The 12,109-nt window shown below is 72.6% G+C and carries 11 protein-coding genes and 2 pseudogenes; 8 read left to right on the top strand and 5 right to left on the bottom strand.

Translation table 11 applies throughout. From position 1 onward, the window contains the following. Window positions 1-62: 62 nt before the first annotated feature. The 4 genes and pseudogenes from AB0I42_RS09260 to AB0I42_RS09275 form a co-directional block, all read left to right on the top strand. Window positions 63-416 (top strand): annotated as a pseudogene (locus tag AB0I42_RS09260) (DivIVA domain-containing protein); the annotation flags it as partial. A 458-nt stretch (window positions 417-874) separates the two neighbouring features. Next, window positions 875-1,363 carry an SRPBCC family protein gene (locus AB0I42_RS09265; protein WP_357535641.1) on the top strand — a complete coding sequence of 163 codons (489 nt, stop codon included), beginning with the start codon at window positions 875-877 and terminating at the stop codon, window positions 1,361-1,363. Between the two features lie 164 nt (window positions 1,364-1,527). After that, entirely contained in the window at window positions 1,528-2,118 is a 591-nt protein-coding gene (locus AB0I42_RS09270; RefSeq protein WP_357535643.1) for a DNA-3-methyladenine glycosylase I, read from the top strand. 4 nt (window positions 2,119-2,122) lie between these two features. Next, window positions 2,123-2,704 (top strand): hypothetical protein, encoded by a 582-nt coding sequence (locus AB0I42_RS09275; RefSeq protein WP_357535645.1) that lies wholly within the window; start codon window positions 2,123-2,125, stop codon window positions 2,702-2,704. A 105-nt stretch (window positions 2,705-2,809) separates the two neighbouring features. On the opposite strand, the gene AB0I42_RS09280 is transcribed toward AB0I42_RS09275, so the two are convergent. Then, window positions 2,810-3,601, bottom strand: a complete 792-nt coding sequence (locus tag AB0I42_RS09280) for an enoyl-CoA hydratase-related protein (RefSeq protein WP_357535646.1) — start codon at window positions 3,599-3,601, stop codon at window positions 2,810-2,812. A gap of 3 nt (window positions 3,602-3,604) precedes the next feature. After that, the gene (locus tag AB0I42_RS09285) at window positions 3,605-4,423 is read right to left on the bottom strand and encodes a PaaX family transcriptional regulator C-terminal domain-containing protein (RefSeq protein ID WP_357535648.1); all 819 of its coding nucleotides are present in this window, start codon (window positions 4,421-4,423) and stop codon (window positions 3,605-3,607) included. 193 nt (window positions 4,424-4,616) lie between these two features. On the opposite strand from AB0I42_RS09285, the gene AB0I42_RS09290 reads away from it, so the two are divergent. Then, entirely contained in the window at window positions 4,617-4,784 is a 168-nt protein-coding gene (locus tag AB0I42_RS09290; protein ID WP_007455245.1) for a DUF3117 domain-containing protein, read from the top strand. Window positions 4,785-4,861: 77 nt separating this feature from the next. Beyond that, entirely contained in the window at window positions 4,862-6,325 is a 1,464-nt protein-coding gene (locus AB0I42_RS09295; RefSeq protein ID WP_357535650.1) for a leucyl aminopeptidase, read from the top strand. A gap of 116 nt (window positions 6,326-6,441) precedes the next feature. Here AB0I42_RS09295 and AB0I42_RS09300 read toward each other — a convergent pair whose 3' ends face one another. Continuing rightward, window positions 6,442-7,011 carry an O-methyltransferase gene (locus tag AB0I42_RS09300; RefSeq protein WP_357535695.1) on the bottom strand — a complete coding sequence of 190 codons (570 nt, stop codon included), beginning with the start codon at window positions 7,009-7,011 and terminating at the stop codon, window positions 6,442-6,444. Window positions 7,012-7,306: 295 nt separating this feature from the next. On the opposite strand from AB0I42_RS09300, the gene AB0I42_RS09305 reads away from it, so the two are divergent. Beyond that, entirely contained in the window at window positions 7,307-8,638 is a 1,332-nt protein-coding gene (locus tag AB0I42_RS09305) for a trypsin-like peptidase domain-containing protein (protein ID WP_357535697.1), read from the top strand. Between the two features lie 72 nt (window positions 8,639-8,710). Beyond that, complete coding sequence (locus AB0I42_RS09310; protein ID WP_357535652.1) at window positions 8,711-9,175, top strand: preprotein translocase subunit TatB; 465 nt, start codon at window positions 8,711-8,713, stop codon at window positions 9,173-9,175. Window positions 9,176-10,033: 858 nt separating this feature from the next. Here the strand turns inward: AB0I42_RS09310 and AB0I42_RS09315 are convergent. Together AB0I42_RS09315 and AB0I42_RS09320 are read right to left on the bottom strand one after the other, a co-directional pair. Next, the gene (locus AB0I42_RS09315; protein ID WP_357535654.1) at window positions 10,034-11,239 is read right to left on the bottom strand and encodes a SigB/SigF/SigG family RNA polymerase sigma factor; all 1,206 of its coding nucleotides are present in this window, start codon (window positions 11,237-11,239) and stop codon (window positions 10,034-10,036) included. 234 nt (window positions 11,240-11,473) lie between these two features. Beyond that, window positions 11,474-12,109 (bottom strand): annotated as a pseudogene (locus tag AB0I42_RS09320) (hypothetical protein); the annotation flags it as partial.

Here is a 12,109-nt window from a genome sequence, read left to right on the forward strand (position 1 = left end):
GGCGCCCGCTCGTGGGGTGGCGGGGTCGCCCCGCACCGGTCGCACGTGCCACGATCCTTGTCATGGGTCAGTTTCTGCTCCTTCTGGTCGTGGCGTTGACGGTCGGTGCGGTCGTCTTCGGCGTGACGGTTCTCGTCTCCGGTGGCGACCAAGGCCTCGCGCCCGCCGAGCCGGACGGTCGCGCCGTCCCGTTACCCGGCACCCGGCCGCTGATCGAGGGCGACGTCGCCGAGGCCCGCTTCGACACCGCCCTGCGCGGCTACCGCATGGAGCAGGTCGACCAGGCGTTGCGCCGGGCCGCCTACGACATCGGCTACAAGGACGAGCTGATCGGTGTGCTGGAGGCCGAGGTCATCGCGTTGCGCGACGGCCGCACGGCGGACGCCGACCTGCTGCGTCAGGCCCGCGAGGCGGCGCTCGGTCCGGCCGCGGCCGGCGGCGCCGGCTCCGGTGCCGCCGTGCCCGGCTCCGGTCTCGCGAAGGCCGGCTCCGTCGACGCGGGCCAGTCCGGGGCAGCCGCGCCGAAGGGTGCCGCCGTGGCGCTCCTCGACCCGCCGGCCGACCGGAACTCGACCGGCGACGCCGGCCCGTCCGCGGCCGCCGATGACGTCGCCGCGTCGACCCCGGCCGGGGCCGGCGGCACCGCCGACACCGACGCGATCGCGGCCAACCGCTCCGGCGACACCGACGAGGACGCCGGCGGCAAGGCCGCGGCCAGCGAGGACGCCGGCGGCAAGGCCGCGGCCGACAGCGGTACGTCCGGCGACGACGCCACGGGCGCCGCCCGTGACGACACCGCCGCCGCCCGCGCCGCCGAGGCGACGGAAACCGGCCCCGACCCGGCCGACAGCGGCAAGGCTGCCGTGGACCGCAAGTGAGTGGATCCGGCGACCCACAGGAGGCGGCGCAACCGGGGGCAGGGGAGGTCACGGCGACCGTCATCGTCAACGCCCCCGCCGAACGGGTCTACGCGGCCTTCACCGCCTGGGAGCGGCAGTCCGACTGGATCCCGTTCACCACGGTGCGGGTGATCGAGGGCGACGGCGGCGAGGGCAGCCTGATCGAGGCGGTCACCGCGGTCGGCCCGGCGGTGCTCCGCGACCGGATGCGGGTCGCCCGGCTCGACCCGCCCTACGAGGTCCAGGTCGTCCACCTCGGGCGGGTGCTGCGCGGACCGGGGGTGCTGCGCTGCACCCAGATGGAGCACGACCGCACCCAGGTGGTCTGGCACGAGTGGTTCCACCTGCCCGGTGGTGTGGCGGGGCGGGTGGCGTGGCCGGTGATGTGGCCGGGGTCCAAGGTCAGCCTCACCCGGGCACTGAAGAAGTTCGGCCGGCTCGTGGAGACCGGCGCCCTGCCCTGACCGCACCCGTCCGCCCCGGCGTCGACATTCCCGCCGGCGGCAGCCCAGTGGTACGCAGCACGCACCCGCGGGCCACGCACCCCCGGAGCAGACACCCGCGGTGCACGCGTCTGCGCTGAGCACGGCTTCGGGCCGGTGTCGTGGCGCCGACCTAGAGTGGTCCGGTGACAGACCTGGTGATCGGTGCCGACGGGCTCGCCCGGTGCGGCTGGGGCGGTAGCACCCCTGACTACGCGGCCTACCACGACGACGAGTGGGGGCGCCCCGTCCACGGCGACGACGCCCACTTCGAACGGCTCACCCTGGAAGCCTTCCAGTCCGGGCTGTCCTGGCTGACCATCCTGCGCAAGCGGGCCGCCTTCCGGGCCGCCTTCGACGGCTTCCAGATCAAGACGGTCGCCGGCTACGACGACTCCGACGTCGCCCGGCTGCTGGCCGACGCCGGCATCGTGCGTAACCGGGCCAAGATCGAGGCGGCCATCGTCAACGCCCGGGCCGCCGCCGATCTGCCCGACGGCCTCGCCAGCCTGCTGTGGTCGTACGCGCCGCCGCCACGGGCCGGGCGTCCGGCCGGGTTCGCCGACGTACCCGCCGTGACGCCCGAGTCGACGGCGATGGCGAAGGAGCTGAAGAGGCGCGGCTTCCGCTTCGTGGGGCCCACCACGTCGTACGCCCTGATGCAGGCCATCGGGATGGTCGACGATCACCTGCTCGGCTGTCACGTCGGGCCGGCCACGCGCGGCGTGATGGGATGAGGGCATGAGCGCCTGGGCGGTGACGATTCCCGAGGGCCGGTTCGCGGCCGAACGCCTTTACCACCACGAAACGCTGGAGTTGACCGGTCTCGACAGCCGGCTGCGCCCCGGCGTCGGTGACCCGGTGCTGGTGGTGAGCGAGGAGAGAAAGCCGCAGGTGGTGGCCCTCGGTCGGGTCGCCCAACCGGCCGGTGCCGGGGTGCCGACCGATCCCGACGATCCGGAGTCGGACACGGGCGAGGCCACGCTGGTGGTGACGTACACCCGGCGGGCCTTCGACGAGTCGGTGCCGGCCGATCCGGTCGTCGTGGACGGGCCGGTGGTGGAGATCGACCGGGCGACGTACGACGAGGTCGCCGGGCGGTTCGCTCCACAGCCCGACCGGCGGACCTGGCTGGTGAGCCTGGACCTGCCGATCGAGGCGTCGACGCCGGCCGAGGCGGTCCGGATCTTCTGGTCCTACGTGGCCGAGCTGGGCCCGCGCGAGCTGCCGACGTTCGTCTCCCCGTCCAGCGACGAACTGGCGATGCAGGCTTTCGTCCTCGGCGAGGAGGCCAACCAGGACCCCGAGGAAGACGACGACTAGCCGGCTCCCGTTCCAAGATTCGCGTGATCAGGGACCTGGCCGGGCGGCGCGCCGGCGACACGCCCGTGCCGGCCCCTGATCACCGCGATCTTGTGAGAAGTGCGGTCAGCGGCCTTCGAAGACGGGCTTGTCCTTGTTGACGAAGGCGAGGGTGGCGTTGCGGTGGTCGGCCGTACGGCCACAGATCGTCTGCGCCTCCGCCTCGGCGGCCAGCGCGTCGGACAGCGTTCCCGCGTCGCCGATGGACAGCTCACGCTTGATCGCCCCGTACGCCACGGTCGGCCCGGCCGCGAGCCGCGCCGCGAATTCCTGGGCGACCGGCAGCACCTGCTCGTCGTCGTCGACCAGCCGGGTGAGCAGCCCGAGCCGCTCGGCCTGCGCCGCGTCGACCGGCTCGGCCAGCATCAGCAGCTCGACCGCCTTGGCGTGACCCACCAGCCGCGGCAGCGACCACGAGGCCCCGGTGTCGGCGGCGAGGCCGACGTTGGCGAAGGCCATCACGAACTTCGTACGCGGTCCGCCGATGCGGAAATCGGACAGGAAGGCCAGGCCGGCGCCGGCACCGGCGGCCGTGCCCCGGACCGCCGCGACCACCGGCTTGGGCAGGTGCGCCAGCCGGGCCGCGATCGGGTTGTAGTGCGTGCGGACGGTGTCGAGCGGGTCGGATCCGCCGGCCGTGAGGGTGTCGACGTGTTCGCGCAGGTCCTGCCCGGCGCAGAAGGCGCGGCCCGAACCAGCCAGCACCACCGCGCGGCAGCTCCGGTCGCCCTCCAGGCTGGCCAGCGCGTCCCGCAACGCCTCCTTCAGCGCGGTGTCGAGCGCGTTGAGCGCGTCGGGCCGGTTGAGGGTCAGGGTGACCACTCCGTCGGCGCGGTCGACGAGCAGCGGCTCAGTCATGGTTCAGGTGCCCTTCTGTCGGGTCGGCCGGGTGCAGGCGTCGAGGCACTGGTCGACGTAGCGGTCCGCGGCCGGCCGCAGCCGGGCGGCGTGCCGGTCGAAGAACGCCGCGGCGCTGGTGCCGGGCCACCGTTCGGGCAGCAGCGCCGGAGGGAGCTGCGGGTCCCGGAACAGGAAGGTACGCCAGGCGTGCACGAGCCGGAACCGGGCGGCGTACGCCTCCTCGTCGTCGCTGCGTACGGTGATCGCGGCGAGGAGGGGCCGCTGCTCGGCGATGAATCCCTCGTACGCCTCACCGATCTCGCCGAGGTCCCAGGCCTGGCGGACGACGGCCATCGCGCCCGTGGTGCCGGCGGCGTGGGTGGCGGTGAAGCGCTCGAAGCGGACGCCGGACTCGGTCAGCACCACGTCGATGTCCTCGCCGGGCCGGGTGGCCACCCAGGTGCCCTCGGTGAGCATGCCGTAGCCGAGGAAGGTGAGGTTGGAGTTCAGCCGGAGCCGGTCGCGGCGGTTGGCGGGTACCTCTAGGGTGATCAGATCGAACCGGCCGTCCCAACCGATCTTGGTGGTCCGGTAGATCCGGGCGGCGGCCTCGTCCAAACGGCGGGCGGCCTTCGGGGTGAGCAGGTAGCCGGGTCCGGCGGAAAGTCTGAGCGGATGGAGCCAGCCCTGGCGGACCATACGGGAGACTGCGGTGCGTACGGCCGGGGGTGCGATCCCGAGCGGTGCGAGCAGCTTGACCAGCGCGGCAACCGGTGCGCGGCCACCTCTCGGGCGGAGGTGGTCGCCGTAGAGGTCGAAGAGCGCCGACCGTGCCTGCATGACCGCACATTGTGACAGTGAACGACAGGTTATGCTAGATGTTGTCACATCAATGCTGGTTCGGTTTGGGTCCGGCGGGTTTCATCAGGGAAAATCGTTGGTCGGCACCGCGGGCCGTGTAGTGCGGTGCCTGCGAAACGAAGTGGCTGTGGGGCAACCCACCGACCCTGGTGTAGGTCTGAGGGGAGACAACATGGCGGCGATGAAGCCGCGGACCGGAGACGGTCCGCTGGAGGTCACCAAGGAGGGCCGGGGCATCGTCATGCGTGTTCCGCTCGAGGGTGGTGGCCGGCTCGTCGTTGAGATGACGCCCGACGAGGCCAATGCGCTCGGTGATGCGCTGAAGGCTGCCGCCGGCTGATAACCACGAGGCCCGCCGGCACGGCACTGCCGTACCGGCGGGCCTTCTATGCACAAAGACCTGGAGGTCATCGCACCGTGCTCGCCATCCGACTCGCGGTGGATCCGGACCTGTCCGGTGTGGTCGCGCTGCCCGTGGGTGCCGCGGACGACGACGGCCGGGCGGCGCTCCTCGCGCCGTTGCCGGGCGTGCCCGACGACCTGGTGGCGGAGGCCGCCGCGCTGATCGAGCAGGTCGAGCACGACGGGGCGCCGGGGGTAATGCACCAGTTGCCCCGGCCGCTGCGCACGCCGTACCGGTTGCTGTTGGTCGGCGTCGGGGACGGTGGAGAGGGCGGCTGGCGGGCCGCCGGTGCGGCGATCGCTCGATCCGCGGCAAGTGAGACATACGTCACGACTGTTATGCCTGTCGATGCCTCCGTGGGTGTGCTCCGCGGGCTCGCCGAAGGGCTCTGGCTCGGGTCCTACCGGTACCGGCTGACCGACGAGTCGGCGGGCGACGGAAAGACCCTGACCGAGGTGGTCGTGGCGGTGAACGACGCCGACCGTTTCCGGCCGACGCTCGCCGCCGCGCGGATCACCGCCGAGACCACCCGGCTCGCCCGCGACCTCACCAACACGCCGTCGTCGGTGAAGAACCCGGCCTGGTTCGCCGACCGGGTGACCGAAGCCGCCGCCGGCACCGGGCTCGGCATCACCGTCCGCGAACCGGACCAACTCGCGGCCGAGGGCTTCGGCGGCATCCTCGCCGTCGGCAAGGGCTCCGCGCAGGGGCCCCGGCTGGTCGAGGTCGAGTGGCGGCCGCCCGCGGCGACCCGGCACGTCGTACTCGTCGGCAAGGGCATCACCTTCGACACCGGCGGCGTCTCGATCAAGCCCCGCGAGGGCATGAAACTGATGCGCAAGGACATGGGCGGAGCGGCCGCCGTCGTCGCCGCGGCCATCGGCGCCGCCCGGCTCGAACTGCCCGTACGCGTCACCGCGCTCGCCCCGCTCGCCGAGAACATGGTCAGCGGCTCGGCGTTCCGCCCCGGCGACGTCATCGCGCACTACGGCGGCACGACCAGCGAGACGACGAACTCCGACGCCGAAGGCCGGCTGGTCCTCGCCGACGCCATCGCGTACGCCGTCGACCGGCTCGCCCCCGACCTGATCATCGACCTCGCCACCCTGACCGGCGCCAACGCCGTCGCGCTCGGCAAGCGCACCGCCGCGCTCTACAGCGACAGCGACGAACTGGCCGAGTCGATGGTCGACGCTGCCGCCGAAGCCGGCGAGTTCGCCTGGCGGATGCCGCTGGTCGGCGACTACGTCGAATACCTCGGCAGCGAGATCGCCGACTACTACAGCGCGCCCGAACGCGGCGCCGGATCGGTCACCGCCGCCCTCTACCTGCGCGAGTTCACCGGCGACCTGCACGACCGCTGGGTGCACATCGACATGTCCGCCCCGTCGTGGGCGGACAGCGACGACCGCGAGCTGAGCAAGGGAGCCACCGGGTGGGGCGTGCGGACCCTGCTCCGCTGGCTCTCCCGGCCGTAGCGCTCTCCCGGCCGTATAGCGCTCTCCCGGCCCCAGCGCCGTTCCGGCCCTAGCGCTCTCCGGGCCCTAGCGCCGTTCCGGCGCGTCGCGCAGCGCCTCCGCGCTGTGCGACGCCCCTAGCGCTTCACCGCGGTCAGCAGGCCGGCGCCCGCCGGGAGCAGCGCGGGAATCCACTCCTCCGACTCCCGTACGGCCTTGACCACCTCGCGCACCGCGACCGTCTCCAGGTCGCGGGCCGCCGGGTCGGCGATCCGCCCGCCGGCCAGCGCACCGTGCACCGCCAACACCCCGCCCGGGCGCAGCAACCGCAACGCCGCGTCCACGCACGGGGCGTACTCGGCGGTGTCGGCGTCGACGAAGACCATGTCGTAGACCCCGTCGGCCAGCCGCGGCAGCACGTCCAACGCCCGACCGGTGATGATCCGGGTACGGCCGGCCACGAAGCCGGCCTCCACGAAGATCCGGCGGGCGATCCGCTGGTGCTCGTGCTCCAGGTCGATGGTGGTGAGCACCCCGTCGGGGCGCATGCCGCGCATCAGCCACACCCCGCTGACACCCGTACCGGTGCCGATCTCGACGACCGCCCGGGCGTTCCCGGCCGCCGCCAACAGGCGCAGCAGCGCGCCGGTCCCGGGCGTCACGGCGTCGAGGCCGACCTCCTGGGCCAGGCTTCGGGCCGTACGCAGGACGACGTCCTCCGCGACGTATGTCTCGGTGAACTGGACGGCCTGGGCAGTCGTCGCGGCGGCTGAGCCGGCAACCGTGGCGATGGGACACCTCCAGCGGCGGGGGTGGGCGGACGAGGTTGGGGTAGAGCCTAGATCCGGTGGTACAGGATTGGCAGTCAGGACATGGGTGGCCGACGGAGCCGTGCGGGATCCGCCGACCGGCTATCGAGCATCCGTGCAATCCTGGAGGCGGGCCGGGGCCCTCCGGGGCGGTTCGCCGCCGGCGTGGCGCACCCGGGCTCCGGGGATGGGACTGGGAGGCACCAACGTGACCGACGGCTGGAACTGGCGCCAGCCTGACGGGAACGCGGCTTCGGCATACCCGCCGGCGCCGCCGCCGTCAGCAAACCCGACCAGTGCTGCGGGCGCGAACTCCTCGCCCTGGTGGTCCGACGCCCTGCACGACCCGTGGCGCGATCCGCAGGCGCCGACGGCGATCGTCGTGAACCCCGTACCCGCCCCCGGCACCCCCGGCCCCGAACCGGTCGTCGACCCGGACGCGCCGCGTCCCCGCGGCCTCGGCCGGGTCATGCTGGTCTCGCTCGTCACCGCCCTGCTCGCCGGCATGCTCGGCGGCGCGATCGGCTACGTCGCCGCCGTCCGCGGCGGCCTCGGCGGCGGTACGGTACTCGGCGCCCCGACCGGCGGAGAGGCGCCAGCTGCCGCCCAGCGTCCGCCCGAATCCCTGGCCGGCGTCGCCGAACGGCTGCTGCCGAGCGTGGTGACCGTACAGGCCAGGACCGGGCGGGGCGTCAGCGTCGGGTCCGGGTTCGTCGCCACCGCCGACGGCTACGTCATCACCAACGACCACGTGGTCGAGGGCAGCACCGGCCCGGCCACCGTGGTCTTCGACGACGGCAGCACGGCCAGCGGCCCGGTCGTCGGGCAGGACCCGGAATCCGACATCGCCGTGATCAAGATCGACCGGGGTGGGCTGGTGCCGGTCGAGTTCGGCGACTCGGACGCCCTCGCCGTCGGCGACCCGGTGCTGGCCATCGGCTCGCCGCTGTCGCTGGCCAACACGGTCACCGCCGGCATCGTCAGCGCCCTCGACCGGACCATCCAGGCCGGCGAACCCGGCGGCCAGGTGCGCTACTACGCGGCGATCCAGACCGACGCCGCCGTCAACCAGGGCAACTCCGGCGGTCCGCTGGTCGACTCCGCCGGCCGGGTCGTCGGCGTCAACTCGGTGATCAAGTCCCTGGCCGCCGACGAGGAGACGGCCGGCAACATCGGCCTCGCCTTCGCCATCCCGATCAACCAGGCCAAGCGCGTCGCGCAGGACATCATCGACACCGGCAAGCCACGCCGTACCGTGATCGGCGCCCAGGTCGGCGGCGGCCGGGCCCCCGGCGGGGCCGGCGGCGTACGACTCTCGTCCGTCGAACCCGGCGGACCGGCCGAAAGCGCCGGGCTGCGCGGCGGCGACGTCGTGCTCAAACTCGACGGGCGCCCGCTGGCCGAGGCGACCGACCTGATCGCCCTGGTACGCAAGTACGCGCCCGGCTCGGTCGTCACCGTCGAATACCGGCGCGGCACCGCCCAGCAGACGGCATCCGTCACCCTGGCCGCCGACGTCAAGTAACGACCGTTCACCCCCTGCCGGACCGGGGATGACGTGCGTACTCTGGCCGGGAGCGACGAGGAGGGCGGGACCGTGTTCGAGAACCTGAACTGGTGGGAGATCGGAGCCCTGCTGCTCCTGGCCCTGTTGATCTTCGGCGACCGGCTGCCCAACGTGATCAACGACGGCCTGCGCATGCTGCGCAACCTCCGCCAGATGGCGACCAACGCCACCGGCGACCTCAGCCGCGAACTCGGCACCGACATCCAGCTCGAAGACCTCCACCCGAAGGCGTTCATCCGCAAGCACGTCCTCAGCGAGGAAGACGAGGCCCTGCTGCGCAAGCCGCTCCAGTCGGCGTACGAAAACGTCCGCTCCGACCTGACCGGTGTGCACGACGAGCTGAAGGACGTCGCCAGCGCGGCCGACCTGAGAAAGTCGGCCACCAGCCTCCAGAAGCCGAGGCTCACCAAGTCGGCCACCCGCACCGCCGAAGCCAACGGCACCGTGACCGCCCCGGCACCGGCCCCCCGGTCATTCGACGTCGACGCGACGTGATTTTGGTCCTCGCTGAGCTGATTGGTCCTCGCTCCGCTCGGACGGCTCGCTCCGCATCGCGCCGCCTGAATGCACCGTCTTCACCCTGCGGGCATGACGGCTTCGCCGCATGTCCTCGGGCTCCAGACGGTGCGGCGGCGCTCGGTCGACTCGCGACCTGGGTTGCGGTTTAGGGCTGTCCGTCGATTGCTTCGCCGAACCTTGCGGTTGCAGGTCCACAAACTGCACCCGCCAACCGTCGGCGGTGGAGCCGCCGCTGACGGTTGCGGTGGGTTCGGGGAACAGCCCCGCCGGCGCCCTAACTCACGGTCGGAACGCTCGCGCGGCCGTGTCGGAGGGCGAGGGACAAGCAGACCCTGGGGGGCATCTTGCCTGGCCGACGTGGGCGGTGGCGTTGATCTGAGCGGGAGGGACCTAACCCGGGCTGGATAAGGTCTCTCCCGCCCAGATCAACAACGGCTGCTGGCCGTAGTTCCGGCAAATCCGGCAGGGACTGGTCGGGTGCCCTCGTGCCTCGTGCCTCGGGCCGAGCGGCCATGCTTACGGCCACCCGAGCCGGCGGCCATCTCTACGGCCACCCGAGCCGGCGGCCATGTCTACGGCCACCCCGTGCCGGTGGTGCACACGGGCGGGGCGACCGGCGATAAGCGGTAAGGCCCCGGCGAAGCAATCGGCGGACAGCTTTAGACCGCGACAAAAGTCGCGAGTCGACCGAGCGCCGCCGCACCGTCTGGAGCCCGAGGACATGCGGCGAAGCCGTCATGCCCGCAGGGTGAAGACGGTGCATTCAGGCGGCGCGAAGCGGAGCGAGCCGTCCGAGCGGAGCGAGGACCAATCAGCTCAGCGGGGCCGGCTCGCTCACTCCATCAGGCGGGCCAGGCCGGCGACGTTCAGGGCGTGGCGGACGTACGGCTGGGCGCCGGTGAGTCGTAGCCGTACCCCGGTGCTGCGGGCGGCCTCCTGGCCGGCGAAGAGTGCCGCTATGCCGGTGGCGTCGAGCAGTGGTACGTCGCCCAGGCCGACGACGACCTCGGCGGGCCGGCCGGTGGTGACGGCCTCGACGACGGTCTGCCGGAGCCGGTGCGAGTTGTCGCGGTCGATCTCGCCGCCGAGTTCGACGACGACGTGGTCGCCGGTACGGCGGGTGGTGACGCGCAGGTCGTGCGGGTCGGTGTCGGTGGGGCTGGCGTGCCAGGGCGGTGGGGCCTCGTTGAGCATCGCCTGCCGGAGCCAGGTGAGGGCGCGTGACAGCAGCCGGGAGACGTGCATCTGGGAGATGCCGAACCGGGCGGCGATCTCGGCCTGGGTCTGGTTGCCGTAGAAGCGCATGGCGAGGATGCGTCGTTCGCGCCACGGCAGCCGGTGCAGCAGCCCGCTGACGGTGACCCGGTCGTCGACGGATTCGAGGTCGTTGTCCCATTCGCCGACGAGGTCGCCGAATTCGGCGGAGCTTTCGCCGCCGACGGGTGCGTTGAGCGAGGCGGGGCTGTACCCGGCCGCGGACTCGAGGGCGGCGAGGATCTCCTCCTGCGGGGTATCGAGCCGTCCGGCGACCTCGGCGATCGTCGGTGCCCGGGACAGTTCGCTGGTGAGGGCGGCCGTGGTCTGGCCGACCTCGAGGATGAGGTCGCGCAGCCGGCGGGGTACGTGCACGCCCCAGGTGCGGTCGCGGAAGTGTCGTTTGATCTCGCCGACGATGGTGATGGCGGCGTAGGCGGTGAACGAGCCGCGTTCGGGGTCGTACCGGTCGACGGCGTTGACGAGGCCGAGCCGGGCGACCTGTTCGAGGTCCTCGAGTGGTTCGCCGCGGCCGCGGTAGCGGCGGGCGAGGCGGCCGGCGAACGGGAGCGCGAAGCGCACCAGGTCGTCGCGGGCGGCCTGGCGTCCGCTGGGCGGCAGGCCGGCGATGCGGGCCGCGTACGCGAGTGCGGCGCTGTCGAGGTCTTCGAGCACCCGTTCGTTCGGTGGCGGTGCGGTCGTGGTGCCGGTGCCCGCGTTGCCGGTGGTGCGAGCCGTGCCGGTGCCGCTCTTGACGGTGCCGGTCGTGGCGGTGGTTCCGAACATTCGCGCCCCCTGGAAAGGTTGCCCGCCCAGCATGGATCCGCCTTGGCAGTCGGCAGACCGCGACAGCCGGGCTGGTAGCGAATTGGTGTCGGGTTAAGCGTTCGAGCACCGGCCCGTGGCCGCCGTGCTCCACCCATGAAGCACGCTACTTCCCGATCCGGGGGGTCGTATTCGGGCCAAGATAAGTTTCGCCAGTCAGAAAATCCCCCAGGAACCACCTCAAGCGGCGACAAGTCAGCATATGAGGAGGCCCTGTTGCGTACCGCTGTCCCGCAGGCCGGTAAGCGCGTCCACGATCCGCAGGCGCTGGGGCGCCGGCAGGTCGTACGGCTGGTTGCGGAGCACCTCGGTGGCATGCCTGGTAGGTACGGCCGAGGTGGGGTAGCCACGGGCGGCGAGCCGGTCGACGGCGCCCCGGCGGCGGCCGAACGAGGCGGCGGCCCGCCACTGCGGCAGTCCGGCGAGCACCGGTGACGTCATGCCGGGCGGGTCGGGCAGTACGTCGACCGAACTGAACGCCGAACTGCCGGCGAGCCACAGTTCGGCGCCGGCGACGCTGCGCCGGGTGGCGTTCTCGCACCAGTACGGCACCAGACCCGCCCGGACCACCTGCCACGGGTCGAGCTGCCGCCCGCATTCGACGACGGCGCGGTCGCCGCTCTTGCCGGCGGAGCGCAACCACAGGCGGTAGACGTCGGCGGTGGCCGCGCTGAGCGCGTCGGGGCGGGTGAACAGCACCCGGTGCAGGGGGCGGCCGGCGCCGGCCAGCCAGTCGCGCAGGCTGGTCTCCAGGCCGGGGTCGATGCCGTGTTCGGCGTACGCGTCGGGGCAGGACGCGGCGGGCGGGTCCCAGCGTGCCCCGTCGCCTCC

Origin of the sequence: Polymorphospora sp. NPDC050346 (assembly GCF_040655695.1) — a bacterium.
Taxonomy (GTDB): Bacteria; Actinomycetota; Actinomycetes; order Mycobacteriales; family Micromonosporaceae; genus Polymorphospora; species Polymorphospora lycopeni.

What these genes read in the sequence shown, in the direction of transcription:
- AB0I42_RS09275 (WP_357535645.1), top strand. Translation starts at nt 2,123, where the DNA reads ATGAGCGCCTGGGCGGTGACGATTCCCGAGGGCCGGTTCGCGGCCGAA.
- AB0I42_RS09280 (WP_357535646.1), bottom strand. Translation starts at nt 3,601, where the DNA reads ATGACTGAGCCGCTGCTCGTCGACCGCGCCGACGGAGTGGTCACCCTG.
- AB0I42_RS09285 (WP_357535648.1), bottom strand. Translation starts at nt 4,423, where the DNA reads ATGCAGGCACGGTCGGCGCTCTTCGACCTCTACGGCGACCACCTCCGC.
- AB0I42_RS09290 (WP_007455245.1), top strand. Translation starts at nt 4,617, where the DNA reads ATGGCGGCGATGAAGCCGCGGACCGGAGACGGTCCGCTGGAGGTCACC.
- AB0I42_RS09315 (WP_357535654.1), bottom strand. Translation starts at nt 11,239, where the DNA reads ATGTTCGGAACCACCGCCACGACCGGCACCGTCAAGAGCGGCACCGGC.